Below are 20,368 nucleotides of genomic sequence, written 5' to 3'. Positions count from 1 at the left end.
TCCTTCTCCTGTCGGTGGGGCGGGGGCCGGGCGGGGCGTCGTGTCGTCCGGGTCACGCGCCGGGGCCGTCGGCGGGCGGCGCCGTGCCGTCCCGCGGGAGGAACGCGGACACCGCGAAACCGCCCTGCGGGGTCGGGCGGGCACTGACCCGGCCGCCCAGCATGGCCGCCCGCTCGCGCATCCCGAGCAGACCGTGCCCGGCCCCCGGGGAGGACGGTACGGGGTCCCGCGGGCGCGAGTTGACGATCTCCAGGTACAGGCCGCGGGGACGGTGGGCGACCTCCACCCGCACCCGCGAACCCGGCGCGTGCCGCAGGGCGTTGCTGAGCGCCTCCTGGACCATCCGGTACGCCGACAGCTGCACCCCCGGCGGGTACACGGGCATCTCGCCCTCGACGGTGGCGACCACGTCGAGACCGGCGGCGCGGGTGTTCTCCATGAGGGCGTCGAGGCGGTCGAGCGTCGGCTGGGGCGTGTCCGGGGCGGCGCCGGTGCCGGCCGCGCCGAGCCCGTAGGGGTCATCGGGGTTCTCCGAGCGCAGCACCCCGAGCACCCGGCGCAGTTCGGCAAGGGCCTCGAGGGCGTTCGTCCGGATGCCGGCGAGGTTCTCCTTGAGCTCCTCGGACGGGTTCTCCACCAGGTGCGGGGCGACCTGGGCCTGGATGGAGATCACCGACATGTGGTGGGCGACCACGTCGTGCAGTTCGCGCGCGATCCGGTTGCGCTCCTCCAGCAGGGTGCGGCGGCCGCGTTCCTCGGCGGTGATCGTCTCCTGTTCGACGAGCCGGGTGCGGGCCTCGCCGAGGCCGCGGAAGGCGGCGCCGACGAGCACGACGGCACCGAAGACGCCGACCGCGGTGACCCCCGTCGAGGTGTAGGTCGCCCCGCCGACCAGGCCCTGGACGACCCAGGTCGTCACGGCGGTGGCGGCCAGCGCCGCGAACGACACCCGGGTCCGCGCGCGCAGCGCCAGCAGCAGGAGCACGAAGGCGTGCGCGAGGACCTCGGCGTCGTTCCAGGGCCAGTCCGGGCCGGGCAGCGGGTGCCCCACCAGGACCGGCCGCGCGGCCACCGCGGCGACGACGACACCCGCCAGGGACAGCGCCCACGCGGGCGCAGGCCGCCACAGGGCGAGCACGACCGCCGCGCCCTGGGCGAACCCGGTCACGACCGACAGGTCCGTGCCCAGGCCGTAGCGGCCCATCTGGTCCGTGACGGAAAGCGCGATACCGAGGGCCGTCCAGCACACCACCAGGTACCCCGGCAGCCTCAGCCGGCGCAGCACCCGCCTGCCCAGGTCCCGGCGCCGCCGCGGGCCACCGGCGGACCGGCCCGCCCCGGGAACCTCACCGCCCGGCGCACCCCGGGCGCCACGGGAACGACGAACGACCCGCCCGCCGACCTGCCCCGCAGCACGTCGGGCGGACGGCACGGGGGTGCGGCCGGTGGGGGCGGCGGGGTCGTCGGTGGGGGTGTCGCCGTCGTCGGGGGTCTCCTCGCCGTTCACGGCCCCAACCCTAGGCACCGCGCGCCGCCTTCGACCCGGCCCGGTCGCGGCGGTGCTGGACGCGGACCACCCGGGTCGCACGTCCGCGGGGAGCGCGCGGCCCGCGTTCGCAGCAGTGGAACGCCGCCCGGCACACCGCCAGCACCAGGGCGAAGACCGGCAGCCACAGCAGCCGGGCCGCCACCCACCGCGGCCCGTCGGGAGCCGTGTGCAGACCGTCCAGGCGGCCCGCGAGCAGGCCCACGGCGGTGGTCGCCATCAGCGCCGTCTGGTGCCAGAGGAACACCGTCATCGCGGACAGGTTGAGGAGCGCGACCACCGCCCAGACCAGGGGCGCCCGCATGGCCCGGCGCAGCCGGTCCCGCAGCAGCAGGGCCACTCCGCACTGGGCGAGACCGAACGTGACGGCGGCCAGCGTGGGCGGGTCGAGGTTCGACACCGCCGCGCCCGGCACGCCCACCATCGACGCGGGGTACCCGGCGCAGCCGACGAGCAGCGCCGTCGCCACCGTCCCGCCGACCAGCAGGACCCGTCCCGCCCGGGGCCCTTCGAGTTCCCCCCGGGTCCAGGCCGCGCCCAGGGTGTACGGCACCAGCCAGCCGGCCGCGACGTTCACCCAGCCCAGCCACGCCGGGCCGTCCAGGCCGAAGCGCACCACGTCCACGTGCAGGACGACGGCCAGCGGCCACAGGGGGCCGAGCCGCAGCAGCAGCGGGGTGGCGGCCGTCAGCACGGCGAAGACCAGCAGGAACCAGAGCGGGGACAGCGCGAGCTTGACCACGGTGTGCACGGTGACGAAGGAGGCGCCGCCCAGGACCAGCCCGGCCGCCGCGACCGTCCACACGGCCGTCACCGCGGCGACCGGGAGGAACAGCCGCACCAACCTGCCCGCGAGCCACGCGCCGTAGGTCCCGCCCCGCGCCCGGGCCGACGTCCAGCCGCGGGTCGCCACATGGCCGCCCACCATGAAGAACACCGCGAGCGTCTGGAACGCCCACGACACCGGCGCCAGCCCGGGCATCGCCCCCAGCGGGCTCGCGGCCCGCAGGGTCGCGCCGTCGGCGACCAGCGCCGTCACCAGCCAGTGCCCGAGAACCACCCCGAGGATCGCCAGGGCGCGCAGGGCGTCGACGGCCCGGTCGCGCTCCGGCGGTGTGGCGGCGTCGATGCGCAGGGCGGCCCGCCGGATCCCGGACGGCACCCACCCGCGCCCCCGTCCGCGGTTCTCACCCACCGGTGACCTCCCCGACCGCTCCGACGACGATCCGGGCGATGTTGGCCAGGGAGGGCGACCCCGGCCTGAAGTAGTCGCTGTGCCCGCCGGACCCGGCCGCGAAGACCCGGGCGCCGAACGCCGGGGACAGGGGATCGGCGCCGAGACCGACCGTCGTGCCGAACAGGTCGGCGCTGACGTGCGGGACGTCCGCCACCCAGTCGTCGGCGCCCCGGGCCGCCCAGACCCGCGCGCGGGTGCCCAGGCCGGCCGCGGACTGCGCGCCCGTGCCCGGGCTGCCGAGCAGCACGAGATCCGTCACGTCGAGGTGCGGTGCGGCGCGCCCGCACACGACCGTGCCGTACGAGTGGCACAGGAGCGTGAACCGGGCGCCCGGCGCGGTGACGTCGCGCAGCCCGCGCAGGAACTCCGCCAGGGCGGGGGCGGCCTCCCCGGCGCGGCCCGGGGTGAGCACGGCGGGGCTGACCGTGCCGGGGGTGGTGTAGCCGAGCCAGGCCACCACCGCCGTCCGGGGGCCGGTGCCGGTGTTCCCCGGGAGCAGGCGGTGCAGTGCGGCCGCGCCGGCCCTGAAGCGGCCGAAGGTGTCCAGCGAGGTGTCGGAGCCGGGCACGAGGACGGCGACCCGGTCGGCGCGGGCGAGGTCGCCGAACACCTCGACCGCCCGGCCGGCGCCCCGGCCGTCGAAGGCGAGCAGATCGCGGGAGGGATCGGCCAACTCCCGCTCCGCGGCGGCCCGGTGACGGTCCCCGTGGGCGGCGGCCATCCGGGACGCCAGCGCGGCGTCGGCCCGGTTGACGGCGTACGCCTGCTCCAGGGTCGCCGGTGTCAGCGGGGCGAGGACGGCGGGTGCGGGCGCCGGGATGCCCGGCCGGGCCGCGGCCGCCGTGAGGGGGACGACCACGGCGGCGGTGATGAGGACCGCCAGCAGGGCGCGGACCTGGCGCCGCCCCCGGCGCGACCCCCGCGCACGACGCCACCACCCGCGAGAACGACGCTCCGCCATCCTGCCCTCCCCCGCCCGTACGCCCGGCCATCGGGCTTGTACGGCTGGGAAGTTACGGAGCGGAGGCCGTCGTCCGCGTCCCGCTGAGGAGCTCTTCCGCGACGTAGCTCTCAGGTACTACGGGTACGACGACCAGGGATCGGTCGGGGGCCGGTCGGGGGCGGGTCAGGGGGTGGTCGGGTGTACGGCGGCCGGGCCCGGCGCCCGTCACCAGGCCAGCTGGGCGATCTCCTCCGCCACCACCGCGCACGCGTCCGCCGTCGGGTCGATCAGCGGGAAGTGGCCCACGTCCTCCAGCAGGGTCAGGCCCACCACCTCCCCCGCCTTCGCCGCCGCGTCCGCGTACGCCTCGGCGACCGCCTGCGGGACGACGAGGTCGGTACGGCCCTGGACCAGGGTCGTCGCGACCCCGGTCGGCAACAGCAGCGCGGGGTCGGCGTACGGCCGCCGCTCCTCGAACAGCTCCTCCGCGCCGAGGAGTTGACCGGCCGCCCCGCCGCACACGTCCAGCTTTCCGGCGACCTCGAAGTCAGCGATCGGGGCCAGCGCGACCACACCCCGCAGCGAGGCCGAACCGCCGGTGCGCCAGGGCGCGTCGGCGGGCAGGACGTGCCGGGCCGCCGCCCACAGGGCGAGATGGCCGCCCGCCGAGTGACCCGTCAGCACCGTGCGGCGCGAGTCGGCCTGCGGCACGGCCTCCCGGACGAGCGCGGGAAGCGCGTCGAGGGCCGCGGCGACGTCGTCGAAGGTGTCCGGCCAGCGTCCCGCGACCGGAGAGGCCCCCTCCGCGTCCGGGCCGTCGGCACCCCGCCGGTACTCCACGTTGGCCACGGCGAAGCCGCGCCGGGCCAGGAAGTCCGCGAACGGCGTGATGTGGCGCCGGTCGTACGGGGACCGCCAGGCTCCGCCGTGCAGGACGACGACGAGCGGGACGGATCCCCCCGGGCCGGCCTGCACCCGCGGGACATAGAAGTCGATCACCTGGTCGGGGTGATCGCCGTACGCCGCGGTGACGTCGGGCCCGACGGGCGGATGCGCGAAGGCCGACGCCTCCTCGGCGGCGGCCCGGGCTGCGACGACGTCGTCCGGCATGCTCCAACCTCTCAGCGGCGATGGGCACTTCCCGGACCCACGGCCCTGGGAAGTTCTTGCGGACCAGGTGGGAATCCGGCCGTTGGCCGGGACGGTATCAGGCCCGTGACGTGCGCGGACACGCGGATGTCACGCTCGGTGAGAGGTAAACGGTTCTGCTCCCGCGTCACCCGCCCGGCCGTCGGCCCAGGGACCGGCCTCCTGGACGTACCCCCAAGTACGCCCAGGAGAGCCGGCCGGCTCAATCGGCACGGCGCAGGATCAGCGCAGCTCCTCCGCGAGCAGCCGCGCCGCCCGCTCCACGTCCGCGAACCCGACGTAGAGCGGGGTGAAGCCGAACCGCAGGACGTCCGGGCTGCGGAAGTCGCCGACGACCCCACGCCCCACCAGCCGGTCCATCACCTCGGCGGCATCCGCGCAGCGCAGCGCCACCTGGCTGCCGCGCTCCTCGTGCCGCACCGGGGTGAGCGACTCGACGCGCCCTGCGGGGACGTAGGCCGCGACGCACTCCAGGAAGAAGTCCGTCAGGGCCAGCGACTTCTCCCGCACGTCCTCGACGCGGACCCCGTCCCAGACGTCGAGCGCGGCCTCCAGCGCCAGCATCGACAGGATGTCCGGGGTGCCGACCCGCCCGCGCCGCGCACCGGCCACCGGCGCGTACTCCTCCCGCATGCCGAAGGGCTCGGTATGCGAGTTCCAGCCGGGCAGCGGCGAGTCGAACCGGTCCTGGAGACCCTGGCGGACGTACAGGTACGCCGGTGAACCCGGGCCGCCGTTCAGGTACTTGTAGGTGCAGCCCACCGCGAGGTCCACACCGTGCTCGTCGAGGCCGACGGGCAGGGCGCCCGCGCTGTGGCACAGGTCCCAGACGGCGACCGCGCCCGCCGCGCGCACGGCGGCGGTCAGCGACGGCAGGTCGTGCAGCCGTCCGGTGCGGTAGTCGACGTGGTTGAGCAGCACGGCGGCCGTCCGCTCCGACAGCGCCGCCGGCACCTCGTCCGGCGTCACCGGGCGCAGGGTGCGGCCGGTGAGACGGGCCGCGGACCCGGCGATGTAACCGTCCGTGGGGAAGGTCGTCGCGTCGACGAGGATCTCGTCCCGGCCGTCGTCCACCAGGCGTACCGCGCCGACGAGCGCCTTGAAGACGTTGACGCTGGTGGAGTCACCGACCACGATCTGCCCGGCCGCCGCGCCCACCAGCGGGGCGATCCGGTCGCCGATCCGCTCGGGCGCCGTCCACCAGCCGCTCTCGTCCCACGACCGGATCCGCAGCTCGCCCCACTGGCGGCGCACCACGTCCTCGACCCGGCCGGGGACGGCCGCGGGCAGCGCGCCCAGCGAGTTGCCGTCCAGGTAGACCACGTCGTCCAGGACGAACCCGGCGCGCCGGTCCGCCAGCGGATCGGCGTCGTCCCGTTCCTTCGCCGCGAGGACCAGGCGCTCAGACATGGGACCTGGCCGTCCACAGCTCGGGGAACACGTTCTTCTGCGCGCGCTTCTCCAGCCAGGCCACCCCGGCCGAACCGCCGGTGCCGGCCTTCGCGCCCATCGCGCGGCGGGTGGCGACGAGGTGGTCGTTGCGCCAGCGCCACACCAGCTCGGCCACGTCCGTCAGCGCCTCGCCGAGGCGTGCGACCTCGTCGCCCTCCTCGCCCGAGTACACGGCCGTCCAGACCGCCTCGACCTCCGCGGAGGGCTCGTAGCGCCGCGAGACGTCCCGCTCCAGGACGGACGACGGGATCGCGTGACCGCGCCGGGCCAGCAGCCGCAGCACCTCGTCGTACAGGCTGGGCTCGTGCAGCGCCTTCTCCAGTTCCGCGTGGACGCGGGGCGCGCCCCGGTGCGGCACCAGCATGGACGCGGACTTGTCCCCGAGGAGGAACTCCATGCGGCGGTACATCGCCGACTGGAAACCCGACCCCTCGCCGAGCGCGGAACGGTACGAGTTGAACTGCGCCGGGGTCAGCTGGCCGAGCGGCCGCCAGGACGCGTTCAGGGCGTCCAGTTCACGGACGGAACGCTTCAGCGCGTCGATCGCCACCGGCACCCGGTCCTCGCGCAGCGCCTGCGCGGCGGTCTCCCACTCGTGCACGATGACGGTGAACCACAGTTCCATCACCTGGGTCGTCACGAGGAAGACCATCTCTCCGGGGTCGTCGGAGAGGGTGTGCTGGAGGTGGGTGAGCACGTCCGCCTTGACGTAGTCCTCGTACGGCGTCGTGCCGGCGAAGTCGAGATGCGGGGTCTCGGGCTCCGAAGCCTCTTGGGGCTGAGCCTGCTGGGACATCGCTGTCTCCTGTTGTACTCCGGGTAGCGGTCCGCCCCTGCCGTTACCGACACGGGGGCCCCGGTCCCCACCGGCACATAGTGCGCAATGCCGTCCGCAAAACGCAAGGCCCGCACGGGTCACACCCGGGCGGGCCTCGCGGGAAAGCGCAGGTGAACGGCTATCCCAGGGTCTGGGCCGCCGTGGGCGAGGAGTCCTTCAAAAACTCCGAGCAGCGCTCCCACTCCTCCTGCTCGCCGATCGCCTGGGCGGCGCGGGCGAGGCCGTGCAGGGCGCGCAGGAAGCCGCGGTTCGGTTCGTGTTCCCAGGGCACCGGGCCGTGGCCCTTCCAGCCGTTGCGCCGCAGGCTGTCCAGGCCGCGGTGGTACCCCGTACGGGCGTAGGCGTACGACTCCACCACGCTGCCCCGCTCGAACGCGTCGTCACAGAGCTGGGCCCAGGCCAGCGAGGACGTCGGGTACTTCGCGGCGACGTCGGCGGGCGCCGTGCCGTTCGCGAGGAGCTCGCGCGGCTCGGGGTCGTCGGGAAGGTGGGTCGGGGGCGGTCCCCCGAGAAGGTTTTCGTGAATGGACATGCGTCCAGTCTGCGCTATCGGCGGCCGGGAGGAAGGCGGCCCCGCCCTCCTGGCCGCCCTCCTCCCGGACGGCCGCCGCCCGGCCGGGTCAGTGCCCGTCCGGCCGGGTCAGCCGTCGCCCAGGGTCAGGCGTCCCTTGGTGCGCTCGCCCTCCAGCGGGGGCGCGAGCACGCTCCCGTGTGTCCTGCACTCCGGCCTGCGGCAGTCCGGGGCCGGGCGGCGCACCGTCGCGAAGGCGAGCACCGCGCCCACCACGAGCACCGCCGCGCACAGGACCATCGCCCGCCCGAAAGCCTCGTCGAAGGCGGTGGCCGAGCGGTACGCCTCCGCGCTCATGCCGGTCAGCAGCGGCAGCGCGGCCACGGCCACCAGACCGGCTGCCCGGGCCGCCGCGTTGTTGACGCCGCTGGCCACACCGGCCCGGGAGACGTCCACGGAGGCCAGGACGGTCGCGGTGAGCGGCGCCACCAGCGTGACCATGCCGCAGCCCAGCACCAGCACGGCGGGCAGCACGTCGGCGGCGTAGGAGGCGCCCGGCCCGACCCGCAGCATCAGGAGCATGCCGGCGGCGCACAGCAGCGGGCCGACGGTGAGCGGGATCCGCGGCCCGATGTGCTCGGCCAGTTCGCCGGAGCGGGCGGACAGCAGCAGCATCAGCACGGTCGTCGGCAGCAGCGCCGTACCCGCGCCGAGGGCGGACCAGCCGACCACGACCTGGAGCTGGACCGCCGACAGGAAGAAGAAGCCGCCGAACGCCGCGTACACGCACAGGGTGACCAGGTTGACGGCCGTGAACTGGCGCGAGCCGAAGATGTCCAGCGGCAGCATCGGGTCCGCGCTGCGACGCTCCACCACCACGAAGGCCGCCCCGGCGGCCAGTCCCGCCACCGCCGCCACCGAGACCACCCCCGTGGAACCGCCCGGGGCCTCGATCAGCGCGTACGTGACGAGGGCGAGCGCCAGCGCGCCCAGGAAGGCGCCCAGCACGTCGAAGGGGACGTGCGGACGGCCGTGCGGACGGGCCTTCCCCGCGCCGGCACCGGCCCCGGCGGCAGCGCGGGCGGACGTGTCGCCGGACGGGCCGGCGGCGCCCGCGGCCGCGTCGGCCCGCACGGGACGGCCGTCCGACTCCGGTACGTGCCGCAGCGCGACCGGTACGCACACCACCGCGAGCGGCACGTTCAGCAGGAACACCCAGCGCCAGCCCGGACCGTCCACCAGCCAGCCGCCCAGGAACGGGCCCACGGCAGCGCCGATGCCCCCGAAGCCGGACCACAGGCCCACGGCCCGCCCCCGGTCGTCGTGGTGGAAGGAGGCCTGGATGAGCGCCAGGGAGCCCGGTGTGAGGAGCGCGCCGCCGACCCCCTGCAAGGCGCGCGCGGCGATCAGCACGCCCGCGTTCGGGGCGATCCCGCACAGCAGCGAGGCGGCGGCGAACCACACCACCCCGATCACGAACACCTTCCGGCGCCCGTAGTGGTCCCCGAGCGACCCGCCGAGCAGGATCAGCCCGGCCAGCGTCAGCAGGTACGCGTTGACGGTCCACTGGAGGACGGCCAGGTCGGCGTCCAGGTCGCGGCCGATGCGCGGCAGCGCCACGTTGACGACGGTCGAGTCCAGCAGGGCCATGCTGGAGCCGAGGACGGTGGTGAGCAGGATCCACCTGCCGCGGGGCGAGGCCATCCGGACGTCGGGCATGCCCCCAGGTATACAGCGAGCCCGGCGCCGTAGACAGACGCCGGGCTCACCCGTACCCGTGGAACCGCGGGGTCACCCGGGAAGCGCCCCGGGGTGACCCCTCGCGGGACTACTTGATCTTCTGGCCCGCGGACCGCAGGTGCTGCGTGGCCTCGGTGACGCGGGCGGCCATGCCCGCCTCGGCGAGCTTGCCCCAGGTGCGCGGGTCGTAGGTCTTCTTGGAGCCGACCTCGCCGTCGACCTTCAGGACGCCGTCGTAGTTGCGGAACATGTGGTCGGCGACGGGACGCGTGAAGGCGTACTGCGTGTCCGTGTCGATGTTCATCTTGACGACGCCGTTCTCCAGCGCGGTCGCGATCTCCTGCGGGGTGGAGCCCGAGCCGCCGTGGAAGACGAAGTCGAACGGCTGGGAGCCGGCCGGCTTGCCGTACTTCGCGGCGATGCCCTCGTTCAGCTCCTTGAGCAGGTCGGGGCGGAGCACGACGTTGCCCGGCTTGTACACGCCGTGCACGTTGCCGAAGGACGCGGCCAGCAGGTATCGGCCCTTCTCGCCCAGACCGAGCGCCTCGACGGTGCGCACCGCGTCGTCGACCGTCGTGTACAGCGAGTCGTTGATCTCGTGCGAGACGCCGTCTTCCTCGCCGCCCGTCGGGGTGATCTCCACCTCGAGGATGATCTTCGCGGCGGCGGTGCGGGCGAGCAGCTCCTGCGCGACGGCGAGGTTGTCGGCGAGGGTCTCGGCCGAGCCGTCCCACATGTGGGACTGGAAGAGCGGGTTGCGGCCGGCCTTCACGCGCTCCTCGGAGATGGCGAGCAGCGGACGGACGAACCCGTCGAGCTTGTCCTTCGGGCAGTGGTCCGTGTGCAGCGCGACGGTGACCGGGTACTTCTCGGCGACGATGTGCGCGAACTCGGCGAGGGCCAGGGCGCCCGACACCATGTCCTTGCTGTACTGGCCGCCCGCGAACTCGGCGCCACCCGTCGTGATCTGGATGATGCCGTCGCTCTCCGCCTCCGCGAAGCCGCGCAGTGCCGCGTGCAGGGTCTGGCTCGAGGTCACGTTGATGGCCGGGTAGGCGAACTTGCCTGCCTTCGCCCGGTCGAGCATCTCGTTGTAGACCTCGGGGGTTGCGATGGGCATCTGTCCGCTCCTTGGTATCTGCGGGTTGGCGATCTGTCGATCTGCGTACTACGGCCCTGACCTAGACCTTGGGTGCGACGTCATCGTCGATCCCATCTTTCCAGACATGCGCGAATGGTCCATGCCTGGTCCACACGCCGGTCACGTGCAGGTCGGAGCGGCCCGTCAGTCCAGACCCAGTTCATCCTTCGAGAAGGCGAACAGGTACGGCACGCCCGCGCCCTCGCGGATCTTCTCGTCGGCGCCGGTCGCCCGGTCCACGATCGTCGCCACCGCCACGACCTCGGCGCCCGCCTCGCGCACGGCCTCCACGGCGGCGAGCGGTGAGCCACCGGTGGTGGAGGTGTCCTCGACGACCAGGACGCGCCGGCCCTTGATCTCGGGGCCTTCGACCCGCCGCTGCAACCCGTGCGCCTTCGCCGCCTTGCGGACGACGAAGGCGTCCAGCCGCCGGCCGCGCGCGGCGGCCGCGTGCAGCATGGCGCCGGCCACCGGGTCGGCGCCCATGGTCAGCCCGCCCACCGCGTCGAAGTCGAGCCCGTCGGTCAGGTCGAGCAGCACCTGCCCGACCAGCGGAGCGGCCTCGCCGTCGAGGGTGACCCGGCGCAGGTCGATGTAGTAGTCCGCCTCCAGGCCCGACGACAGGGTCACCTTGCCGTGCACCACGGCCTTGTCCTTGATCTGTTGCAGCAGCGCGCCGCGTGCATCCACGTCCGTCATGCCCCTCAGCTTAGAGGCGTGCCCCGGGGCCGGAGGTCAGAGCCTCGTCCAGCGCCAGGTGGTGGTGGCCTCCAGCGGCTCCAGCGGGGTGACCAGGCGCGGAAGCGTGTTCAGACCGTCCGGCGGGCCGGTCTGCGGCTCCACGCACACGGCCGCCTCCTGCTCGTCGTAGACGACGACCCACTCCTCGGGGCTGGTCACCCGCAGCTCCAGCAGACCGGGCCAGGTGAGGCCGACGTCGACACCGCCGGGCATGCCGAAACAGTCGTCCCAGGGGCCGGGCCGCGGTGCGACGCGGTTGCCGGTCGGCAGGTGGTCGGCGCCGCGCTCCTCCTGCCACGCGGGCTCGAAGGAGACCCGCACGTCCTGGCCCTCCCGGCCGCCCAGGGCACGGTTGAACCAGGGGTGCCAGCCGATCTGCGCCGGGAAGGACGAGTCGTACGTCTCGACGGACATCGCGAGGGTCAGGTCGTCCCCCGTCAGCGTGACCATCTGGGTGACCAGGCCCGTGAAGGGCCAGGGCGCCACCAGTTCGTACGTCAGCACGGCCTCGGCCGCCGACCGCCGCGCCACCTTCCACGCACCGTCACGGGCGGTGCCGTGGATGGCGTTCGGCGCGGCGTTGAGCGGCATCTGGTGCACGGTCCCGCCGTCCCGGAAGCGCCCGTCGCGGATCCTGCCGCACCAGGGGACCATCGGGAAGCAGCCGAACCGCTCTCCCTGACGCAGCAGTTCGAGGCCGCCCACGCGCAGCCCACCGACCCGGCCGCCGTTGCCCGGCTGCACGGTCACCTCCGCGTCACCCGCGGTCAGCGTGATGTCTTCGTCGCTCACGGGACGACCCTACTGGGACGATCAGGCGGTCGCGGTGGCGGTCCGGCCGGGAGGCGGCGCGCGACCGGCACCGCCCGTCCGCCCCGAACCCGGCCGGTCGCCGCGGCCGTTGACGACGGCGGTCGGGCTCAGCCGCGTCGGCGCAGTGCCCTGCCGACCACGATCGCGGACGCCACCACCAGCGCGGCCGCCGGAGCGGCCCACCGCAGGGTGCTGTTCGGTACGACGGTCTGCGGCGCGGGGACCGGTGCGTAGCGCCCGCGGGGCGGGGCGTGGTCCACCTCTTCCGCGCTGCGCCCGATCATCGTCCGGCGCGCGTGCGCGGCCTCCGCGGGCGGCTCCGCGGGCCCGGTGAGGTCGTCGAGCCCGCCGGGGGGCACCTCCGCCTCGAAGACGGCCGCGGAGGCCCCGTCGTCCACGACGTCGTCGGCCTCGTCGGCCTCGTCGACCTCGTCCACATCGTCGACGTCGTCGACGTCGTCGACGTCGTCCAGTGCCTCGGCGTCGTCCACCTCGTCGTCACCGCCGCCGGTGACGTCGTGGGCGTCCGTCCCGCCGGTGGCGGCCGCGGTGCCGGCGGGCTCCGCGGTCCCGGCCGGGCCCTCCGGGGCCGTCTCCTGCGTGAGCGTCGCCGTGAGGTTCGCCGCGAAACGGTTCAGCAGCCGGGTGACGGCCGAGTCCACCGCCTCGGACGGCAGCTCCGTGATCCGGCCCTGCGCCGACGCCGTCCCCTCGACGCGGAGCGTCACGCCCTCCCCGGACTGCGCCAGCCGGAGCGTGAGGGCCAGTTTCACCCCGCCGCCGCCGCGCGCCTCGGTCGCGTCGCCCTCCACGGCGAAGGCGCCGTCCGCGCGCGGGGAGACCCGTACGGTGCCCCGGTACGTGATGGTGTGGCCGCCGACCCGCATCTTCAGCCGCCCCGCGACGGGCTCGGTGCCGGCGTCCTGCTGGAGGCCGGGGACCGCCCGGGCCACCTGCGCGGGATCCGCGAGGGCCGCCCTCAACCGCTCGGCCGGAACCGGAACGAACACCTCTTGCTCCATGACAGCGGAGCCTACCCAGCGGTCACCGGAAAGCACCCGGCGAAACCGGGAATCGCACCCGGCGGGCCACGCCCGGTGGTACGCGCCGGGTACCGCCGCTCAGTACCGCGGGTGCAGCAGCGTCGAGGCGCTCAGCCCGTCGACCCGGGTGCCCTCCACCGCCCGCGCGTCCGCGGTCAGCTCGGCCTGGGTCAGGGTGCGCGGCGCGGGTTCGCGCCGGTCGAGGCAGAGCGGCGGGCGGGTCTCGGCGGTGGCCAGGACGAACCCCCAGTCGCGGGGCGCCCGGGAGGCGTCCGCGCTGCGGTCGGGGTCCGTGGTGCGGCCGAAGTCGCGGCCGGCCACGCGGTAGGGGGCGGTGTGCAGGCCCGCCGCCCGCATCGTGGCCTCCACCGTCCAGAACACGCGCGGCCGGGTGGCGACCTGTCCGGCGTGCACGACGAGACGGCCGCCGGGGGCGAGGGCGCGGCGGGCGAGGCCGTAGAACTCCTGCGAGTAGAGCTTCGTGCTCGCCGTGATCCCGGGGTCGGGCAGATCCGCCACGATCACGTCGTACGCCGCCGCGGGGGCGCCGCGCAGCCACCGGAAGGGCTCCCCTGCGGAGACGCGGACCCGCGGATCGCCGTACGCGTGAGCGTTGAGCCGGGACAGGGCCGGGTCGGTACGGGCCAGCCGGACCAGGCCGGGGTCGACCGCGACGACGTCCACCCGGCGCACCCCGGGATGGCCGAGGGCCTCGCGGGCGGCCAGGCCGTCGCCGCCGCCGAGGATCAGCACCCGGGCGTGCGGGCCGCTCATCGCGGGGCGGACCAGGGCCTCGTGGTAGCGCCGCTCGTCGCGGCCCGCGAAACGCAGGCGGCCGTCGAGGTAGATGCCGAGCGGACGGCCCTCGGTACCGCCGGTCAGGACGATCTCCTGCACCCCGGTCCGGACCGCCACGCGCACGTCGTCGCCGTACACCGCCTGCCGCGCGGCCCGCTCGAAGTCGTCCACGAGCACGGCGGCGCAGGCGAGGACGCCGAGGACGGTGATGTTGGCGACGAGCAGGACGCAGCGGGCCCGGCAGGTGAGGTCGCGCCGGAAGAGGCCCAGCACCAGCGCGGCCCCGGCCAGGACGTTGACCGCGCCGGTCAGCAGCGAGCTGGTCAGCTGGCCCAGGAACGGCAGCAGCAGGAAGGGGAACGCGAGGCCGCCCACCAGCGCGCCCACGTAGTCGGCGGCGAACAGGTCGGCCACCGCGCCGCCCGCGTCCTGGCGGCGGATGCGCTGGATGAGCTCCATGAGGAGGGGGACCTCGGCGCCGATGAGCAGCCCGATGGCGAGGGAGAACGCGACGAGGAGCACACGGGGGCCGTCCGCCCACAGGCCGCCCCAGTCGCCCGTCCAGGCGAACACCGCGTACAGCGTCATGGCGCTGCATCCGCCGACCAGGGCGAGGGTCGCCTCCAGGGCGCCGAACCCGGCCGCGGCGAACCGGCGCAGCCGTTTGGCGGCGAGGGAGCCGATGCCCATCGCGAAGACCATCACGGACAGCACGACGGACGCCTGGGTGACGGAGTCGCCCATCAGCGAGGACGCGAAGGCGACGAGTTCCAGTTCGTAGACGAGACCGCAGGCGGCGCAGACGAAGACGCACGCGAGGACCAGGAACCGTCCGGTGTCCGGCCTGACGGGGAGCCGCGCCGGCCCGTGCCGGGGCGGCCCTCCGTCGGGCCGGACACCGGGCCTCGCCGGCGCGTGCGGTTCGATCACGACTGCGACGTTACGTGACGGCACGGGTGCCCTTCGTCACCCACACGTGTGTAATCGAGGGCCAGGTGCATCCGCGGACGTTTGGGCCGCCGCCGGTTCAGACTCCCGCGGCGGGGGCACTCGCGGCCAGGCCGGGCTCGGCCGACCGGGCGCGCACCCCCACCCTCGTCCTGGTCGCCACCAGCTCCCCGTCCTGCGGGTACGCGTGCCAGGTGCGCCAGTGCACCTGGCCCTCGCTGCGGTGGGCGAGCAGGGCCGTGAAGGCGTGCGGGCTGCCGGGGAAGACGCCGGCGAGCCCGTGCGGGTGCTCGGAGACGAGGGCGAGGAGTTCCTGGGCCCGGGCCGCGAACCGGCCGGGCGAGAGCACCTCGACGCGGGCGGCGAACTCGTACTCCCAGGCGCCGACGCGCTTGGCGACGCCCAGGGGGAGCGGGGTGCTGCTGCCGGGGATGCAGGCCACGGTCTCCGAACAATGGCCCTGCTCCGCCTCCAGCAGGACCTGGTGCGACGCGCCGAGCAGTCTCAACTGCATCTTGGCGTCGCACAGTTCGAGGTCGAGTGTGGCGAGAGCGGGCAGCGGTTCACGCCCCAGGGCCCAGGCGAGGTCGGCCGCGCGCGTGTCGGTGTAGCAGGTGTTCAGGGTCGTGAGCATGGGTCGGCTCCGCGAAACGCAAAGAGAGAAGGGGGCAGGTCGGTGCACCCCGGTCGAAGCCGGGAGAACGGCCACGGTCGGCCCGGTCCGGGAGGTCGTCCGCCGGGGACGTCCGAAGGGGTCCGATGGGCTGCGTCGATGGTTTAGAGGGAATCATGAACTGTGGTGGCTCCACAGCGTTTTTACCCAACTTCGTGGGGTTTCCATCCCTCGGGTGGACCACAGCTCAATTGTTCAACCATGACGTACCCCGGGCGGCCCAGGCGTGCTTCCGCGCGCCCCGCATGAAAGGCGCGAGGGCGGGTAGCCATGGCGCCCGCCCCGCGTGGTACGACCGCGGAGCCCGTGGTCGGATCGGGCCCCGCGGTCCGGATGCGGCTCCCCCCGCGGGGAGCTCAGCTGCCCCGTGTCAGCTGCCTCCGCCGCATCCGCCGCCTCCGCCGCAGGACGACCCGCCGCCGCAGGACGACCCGCCCCCGCAGGAGGAGCTTCCGCCACAGGAGTGGCCTCCCCCGTGGCCCCCTCCGTGATGCCCGCCGTGGCCGCCGCCCGAGCCGCCGTCACCGCCGGCCCACCAGCTCGCCCCGCCGCCGGCGGTACCGCTCCCGCCGTACCTGCGCGCCCGGCCGGCGCGGCGCGACCGCGCGGTGGCGTTGCTGCGGACGTTGACCGTCAGGGCCGCCACGAGCACGATCGCGACCACCACCGCCAGGATGATGCCGAAGACCATGGCGCCACCCTCCTTCCGTGTCCCCCGAAGCGGCCCCCCGTGGGCGCTTCGCGCGGTGCCGGGGCGCCGCGTGAACGGGGGATGCCCGCCTGCCTCCGCGGCCAAAGCAGAGTTGAGCAAGTTCAGAGGGTTCCTCCGGGCGGGCAGCGCCTGACCTGCGCGGAAGGGCAGGTCACGGGCCCTTCGACGGACCGGCGTGCGGCAAGGTGCCGGGGGGAGCGGCGCCGGAGGAGCCGGACGGCACCGCCGTGGCCGGTGCAGGTCTTGATCCTTGGGCCTCGGTTGAGGAACTCCGCGGCTTCGGCGCAGGATGACGGGCATGACCTCCACCGCGCGCCCCTTCCTCAACCGCCGTCTCGCCGAGTTCGGGACGACGATCTTCGCCGAGATGTCCGCGCTGGCCGCGGCGACCGGGGCGATCAACCTGGGGCAGGGCTTCCCCGACACCGACGGCCCCGAGGAGATCCGCGAGGCCGCCGTACGGGCACTGCGCGACGGGCGCGGCAACCAGTACCCGCCGGGCCCGGGCGTCCCGGAACTGCGCACGGCGATCGCCGGCCACCAGCTCCGCCGCTACGGCCTCTCCTTCGACCCGGACACGGAGGTCCTGGTCACCGCGGGCGCCACCGAGGCCATCGCCGCCACCCTCCTCGCGCTGCTGGAGCCGGGGGACGAGGTCGTCGCCCTCGAGCCCTACTACGACTCCTACGCGGCCTGCATCGCGATGGCCGGCGCCACCCGGGTCCCGGTCACCCTGCGTCCGGACCCCGGGCAGGCCCGCTTCCGCCTCGACCTGGACGAGCTGCGCGCCGCGGTCACCGGCCGCACCCGCCTGCTGCTGATCAACACCCCGCACAACCCCACCGGCACGGTCCTCACCCACGAGGAGCTGACGGCGATCGCCGAGCTGGCGGTCGAGCGGGACCTGCTCGTCGTCACGGACGAGGTGTACGAGCACCTGGTCTTCGACGGGGCCGAGCACGTGCCGCTGGCGACCCTGCCGGGGATGCGGGAGCGCACCGTCACGATCGGCAGCGCGGGCAAGACGTTCTCGTTCACCGGCTGGAAGGTCGGCTGGATCACGGCGGCGCCCGGGCTGGTCACGGCGGTGCGCTCGGCGAAGCAGTTCCTGACGTACGTCGCCTCCGGACCCTTCCAGTACGCCGTGGCCGAGGCACTGCGCCTGCCGGACTCGTACTTCGAGGAGTTCCGCGCCGACATGCGGGCCAAGCGCGAGCTGCTCGCGGGCGGTCTGGAGCAGGCAGGATTCACGGTCTTCCGTCCGGCCGGTACGTACTTCATCACCACGGACATCAGGTCACTCGGCGAGTCGGACGGCTTCGCCTTCTGTCGTGCGCTGCCCGAGCGTTGCGGGGTCGTGGCGATCCCGAACGCGGTCTTCTACGACCACCGCGAGCAGGGCGCGCCCTTCGTCCGGTTCGCGTTCTGCAAACGGGCGAGCGTTCTTGAGGAGGCGGCTTCCCGGCTCAAGGGGCTGGCCGCGTAGCAGCCAGCAACCGTACGAGCGAGGGTACCGGCCGCACGGCATCGGCTGCTCCGAGCCGCCGCGCACAACACCACCACACCGGAGGAACCACGTAGCGCGCCCGTGACCTGCGCAGACATCGATCGACGGATCCGTACGTGCCTACGAACTGCGGAACTCAGGTGGCTGATGGCCTTGCGCGGTCGGGGGCTTGCGTAGCGTCATGCGTGAGCGGGTGTGCCCGCGATCTGCACGCGTCAGGCTTTGATGACCTCGACGGCGGGTCCACAGAGCAGGCTGATGTCCTCAAGGTCGGAGGTGAGGACGGTGACGGGTCTTGGCGCCGAGCGTGCAATGGCCGCGAGGACGGCGTCGATGGCGTACTTGTGGCCGCTGAGGTGGTGGTCGCGCAACAGTGCTGCCGCTTGGTCGGTGACGCTCTTGGTGACGTCGTGGACGTCGATCCGGGAGAGCACCCACCGGATGCGGGCGGGGTGGATGCGATCGTCGTCCGCCTCGATCGTGGTCATGGCGGTCGTGGCCACGCGGATGCCTTCTTCCGAGGCCGCTTGGACGAGAGCCAGGACGGTGCGGTCCTTGAGGTAGAGCTTGGACAGGCCCTCGCTGTCGAGGAGGAGCGTGCCGGGCATCAGGCTGCGGCACCGCTCGAGTCGCGCTGATCATGGCGCAGTACGGCGCGGGCCGCTTCGATCTCTTCCCGGGACAGCGGGTCGTTGTCGGTCTCGAAGTCGGCGACCATCTCACGAAGCTTGTCCATGGCCACACGCTGCTCGAGGGCCTCGGCCACGTAAGCGGAGAAGCCGCCTGGACCTACGTGGGTGCGTGCGGCCTCAGCGAGGTCTTCAGGGAGGCTGATCGAGTATTTCTTGCTACCACTCATGGTCCAGATCCTACCAAGGGTAGCAATTCGGTGTCTCTGAAGCCGGGCTGGGCGGATGGCCTTTAGTGCAGGCAGCCGGGCGAGGTGTCAGCGGGCAGGGAGACTCGGCGCCAGATCGGCGGGCCGGTGCCTCGCAGGGCGATCTTCAACCGTCAGGTCGGCACGCGCTCGGCGGTCACGGCGAAGGGTTCCCTCGGGGCGGAGGCGGATTCGACCCGCCCCGGATGGGGACGGATGGCGTTCTGCAAGCGCGCCGACGTGCTGGCCGACGCGGTGGAGCGGCTGCGCAAGGCCTTCACGCCCTGACCGGCGCGGCGCCGCGGGCCCGCCCCTGACGCACCGGGAAGGGCGGGAAACGGGTGCGGGCGCCCGTCCACAGGGTGTGGACGGGCGCCCGTACGAGGTGCGGCAGGTCGTGGACCTACTCGTCGTCCCCGGACTTCTCGGTGCCCTCGGCGTTCTCGGCGCCGTCGACGGGCTTCTCGTCGGCGTCACCGGCCGACGACTCCAGGCCCAGCTGCTCCACGAGCCACTTGTCGAACTCGATGGCCGCCCGCACCCAGCTCACCGTCGAGGAGACGAAGAGCTCGATGTTGACGCCGGCGCCGATCAGCAGCTGCGCCTCGCCGATGAGACGGACGGTGCCGTCGTCGTGGGTGTGCGTGTAGACCTTGGGCCACAGGGTGCGGCGGTTCCAGTCGTCGATCGACTCGAGCAGCTGCGCCTTGTCGTCGATGCCGTGGGGCCGGTCGTAGAACGTCCGCACCGAGTAGACCGCCTGGTCACCCTCGCCGCGGAACATGAAGTACGTACGGAACTCCTCCCACGGCGCCGCGAGGTCACCCTCGTCGTCGACGACGTACTTCAGCTCCATCTGGTCGAGGAGCTGCTTCACGAGGTCCTGATCCGGGACGACGGGGCCCGTCGGTCCACCCTGGGGCTGCGGCTCGGGCTGGCCCCCGAAGTTCGGAATCGAGGACGGGTCGATGCTCACCGTGATTTTCCCTTCGTACGGATCCCGCCATCCTCCCCCATGCGGGGAGGGGGGTGGCAAGCCCGGCCGTGCCGTGTAAGCCCTGAGCTGACATGATCCGGCCTGTTGTACCAAGGGGCGGTCAAGGGCGGAGGGGGAGACTCGTGGCGGACGGGCGGAGCGGGGCCGGGGAACGGCCCGGGCCGCAGGAGCGGAGTGCGGCGCCCGGCGGGTCCGGGGTGCCGGCGCCGCCCCCGCTGCCGGGGCGGACCCGGTGGGGCGTCGTGGCGGCGATCCTGGCGCTGCCCGTGCTGCTGGTGGCCGGGCTGCTGGTGCTGATCGGCGTCTGGGTGCTGAGCGACGACGAGGAGACGGACGGGACCCGGCTGAAGGAGGTTCCCTGCGCCGAGGCGCTGGCGTTCGGCGGGGCCCGGATGCCGGAGGGCGCCGGGGACGCGAAGTGCACGGTGCAGTCCTGGCTGGACACGAACTACCAGGCCGACTTCCGTGTGCCGCGCGCGGGCTTCGACTCCTGGCTGGAGGACGCCTACCCGCAGGCCCCCGCACCGGGCGGTCCCGGCACCCAGGCGTGCGCCCACGGCTCGGACTACTGCTTCCAGCTCGACGTCTCCGGACGCCCCGGTACGGACGCCTGGTACGTGAACATGGACGTGACGTACGTGAACGCCGAGACCGTGCGGGTGCGGTACTCGGCGTTCACGACATGACGTGAGCGGCGCGGGC

General features: G+C 74.0%; 21 protein-coding genes. 3 read left to right on the top strand and 18 right to left on the bottom strand.

The window, feature by feature from the left end:
* Positions 1-52: 52 nt before the first annotated feature.
* The 15 genes from Saso_RS19965 to Saso_RS19895 all read right to left on the bottom strand — a co-directional run bounded on the left by Saso_RS19965 (position 53) and on the right by Saso_RS19895 (position 16,264).
* Positions 53-1,285: a sensor histidine kinase gene (locus Saso_RS19965; RefSeq protein WP_229901502.1), complete on the bottom strand. Its 1,233-nt coding sequence runs from the start codon at positions 1,283-1,285 to the stop codon at positions 53-55.
* A gap of 232 nt (positions 1,286-1,517) precedes the next feature.
* Positions 1,518-2,741 carry an acyltransferase family protein gene (locus Saso_RS19960; RefSeq protein WP_229901490.1) on the bottom strand — a complete coding sequence of 408 codons (1,224 nt, stop codon included), beginning with the start codon at positions 2,739-2,741 and terminating at the stop codon, positions 1,518-1,520.
* Positions 2,734-3,744 (bottom strand): alpha/beta hydrolase, encoded by a 1,011-nt coding sequence (locus Saso_RS19955; protein WP_189927054.1) that lies wholly within the window; start codon positions 3,742-3,744, stop codon positions 2,734-2,736. Before Saso_RS19955 ends, Saso_RS19960 begins: the two co-directional genes overlap by 8 nt.
* Before the next feature lie 207 nt (positions 3,745-3,951).
* Positions 3,952-4,836, bottom strand: a complete 885-nt coding sequence (locus Saso_RS19950) for an alpha/beta hydrolase (protein WP_189927055.1) — start codon at positions 4,834-4,836, stop codon at positions 3,952-3,954.
* 261 nt (positions 4,837-5,097) lie between these two features.
* Positions 5,098-6,285 carry a kynureninase gene (gene kynU, locus Saso_RS19945; protein ID WP_189927056.1) on the bottom strand — a complete coding sequence of 396 codons (1,188 nt, stop codon included), beginning with the start codon at positions 6,283-6,285 and terminating at the stop codon, positions 5,098-5,100.
* Positions 6,278-7,123 (bottom strand): tryptophan 2,3-dioxygenase family protein, encoded by an 846-nt coding sequence (locus Saso_RS19940; protein ID WP_189927057.1) that lies wholly within the window; start codon positions 7,121-7,123, stop codon positions 6,278-6,280. Before Saso_RS19940 ends, kynU begins: the two co-directional genes overlap by 8 nt.
* Positions 7,124-7,283: 160 nt before the next feature.
* Positions 7,284-7,697: a DUF3151 domain-containing protein gene (locus tag Saso_RS19935; protein WP_189927058.1), complete on the bottom strand. Its 414-nt coding sequence runs from the start codon at positions 7,695-7,697 to the stop codon at positions 7,284-7,286.
* Between the two features lie 108 nt (positions 7,698-7,805).
* Positions 7,806-9,395, bottom strand: a complete 1,590-nt coding sequence (locus Saso_RS19930; protein ID WP_189927059.1) for an MFS transporter — start codon at positions 9,393-9,395, stop codon at positions 7,806-7,808.
* 109 nt (positions 9,396-9,504) lie between these two features.
* Positions 9,505-10,536 carry a class II fructose-bisphosphate aldolase gene (gene fbaA / locus Saso_RS19925; RefSeq protein WP_189927060.1) on the bottom strand — a complete coding sequence of 344 codons (1,032 nt, stop codon included), beginning with the start codon at positions 10,534-10,536 and terminating at the stop codon, positions 9,505-9,507.
* A 165-nt stretch (positions 10,537-10,701) separates the two neighbouring features.
* Positions 10,702-11,256: an orotate phosphoribosyltransferase gene (gene pyrE, locus Saso_RS19920; protein WP_189927061.1), complete on the bottom strand. Its 555-nt coding sequence runs from the start codon at positions 11,254-11,256 to the stop codon at positions 10,702-10,704.
* A gap of 36 nt (positions 11,257-11,292) precedes the next feature.
* Positions 11,293-12,090 (bottom strand): aldose epimerase family protein, encoded by a 798-nt coding sequence (locus Saso_RS19915; RefSeq protein ID WP_189927062.1) that lies wholly within the window; start codon positions 12,088-12,090, stop codon positions 11,293-11,295.
* A gap of 128 nt (positions 12,091-12,218) precedes the next feature.
* Positions 12,219-13,133 carry an SRPBCC family protein gene (locus Saso_RS19910; protein WP_189927063.1) on the bottom strand — a complete coding sequence of 305 codons (915 nt, stop codon included), beginning with the start codon at positions 13,131-13,133 and terminating at the stop codon, positions 12,219-12,221.
* 99 nt (positions 13,134-13,232) lie between these two features.
* Positions 13,233-14,882 carry a polyamine aminopropyltransferase gene (locus Saso_RS19905; RefSeq protein ID WP_189927064.1) on the bottom strand — a complete coding sequence of 550 codons (1,650 nt, stop codon included), beginning with the start codon at positions 14,880-14,882 and terminating at the stop codon, positions 13,233-13,235.
* Positions 14,883-14,979: 97 nt separating this feature from the next.
* Positions 14,980-15,534, bottom strand: coding sequence for a DUF2617 family protein (locus Saso_RS19900; RefSeq protein ID WP_189927065.1), 555 nt, complete (start codon positions 15,532-15,534; stop codon positions 14,980-14,982).
* Positions 15,535-15,943: 409 nt separating this feature from the next.
* Positions 15,944-16,264: a hypothetical protein gene (locus tag Saso_RS19895; protein WP_189927066.1), complete on the bottom strand. Its 321-nt coding sequence runs from the start codon at positions 16,262-16,264 to the stop codon at positions 15,944-15,946.
* 310 nt (positions 16,265-16,574) lie between these two features.
* Here Saso_RS19895 and Saso_RS19890 point away from each other — a divergent pair, with 310 nt between their 5' ends.
* Positions 16,575-17,771, top strand: a complete 1,197-nt coding sequence (locus tag Saso_RS19890; RefSeq protein ID WP_189927067.1) for a pyridoxal phosphate-dependent aminotransferase — start codon at positions 16,575-16,577, stop codon at positions 17,769-17,771.
* A 236-nt stretch (positions 17,772-18,007) separates the two neighbouring features.
* Here the strand turns inward: Saso_RS19890 and Saso_RS19885 are convergent, their stop codons facing one another.
* Both Saso_RS19885 and Saso_RS19880 read right to left on the bottom strand, forming a co-directional pair.
* On the bottom strand, positions 18,008-18,400 hold the full coding sequence (locus Saso_RS19885) for a type II toxin-antitoxin system VapC family toxin (RefSeq protein WP_189927068.1): 393 nt from the start codon (positions 18,398-18,400) through the stop codon (positions 18,008-18,010).
* Positions 18,400-18,651: a hypothetical protein gene (locus Saso_RS19880; RefSeq protein WP_189927069.1), complete on the bottom strand. Its 252-nt coding sequence runs from the start codon at positions 18,649-18,651 to the stop codon at positions 18,400-18,402. Before Saso_RS19880 ends, Saso_RS19885 begins: the two co-directional genes overlap by 1 nt.
* A gap of 126 nt (positions 18,652-18,777) precedes the next feature.
* Between Saso_RS19880 and Saso_RS19875 the strand changes: the two genes are divergently transcribed.
* Entirely contained in the window at positions 18,778-18,957 is a 180-nt protein-coding gene (locus Saso_RS19875; protein WP_189927070.1) for a hypothetical protein, read from the top strand.
* 115 nt (positions 18,958-19,072) lie between these two features.
* Here the strand turns inward: Saso_RS19875 and Saso_RS19870 are convergent, their stop codons facing one another.
* Positions 19,073-19,645 (bottom strand): type III secretion system chaperone family protein, encoded by a 573-nt coding sequence (locus Saso_RS19870; RefSeq protein ID WP_189927071.1) that lies wholly within the window; start codon positions 19,643-19,645, stop codon positions 19,073-19,075.
* 263 nt (positions 19,646-19,908) lie between these two features.
* Here Saso_RS19870 and Saso_RS19865 point away from each other — a divergent pair, with 263 nt between their 5' ends.
* Positions 19,909-20,352 carry a hypothetical protein gene (locus Saso_RS19865; protein ID WP_229901491.1) on the top strand — a complete coding sequence of 148 codons (444 nt, stop codon included), beginning with the start codon at positions 19,909-19,911 and terminating at the stop codon, positions 20,350-20,352.
* Positions 20,353-20,368: the final 16 nt, after the last annotated feature.

Source organism: Streptomyces asoensis, from assembly GCF_016860545.1.
Lineage (GTDB): Bacteria > Actinomycetota > Actinomycetes > Streptomycetales > Streptomycetaceae > Streptomyces > Streptomyces asoensis.
Note: the sequence above shows the minus strand (reverse complement) of the source record. Positions and strands in the feature narration are given on the sequence as shown.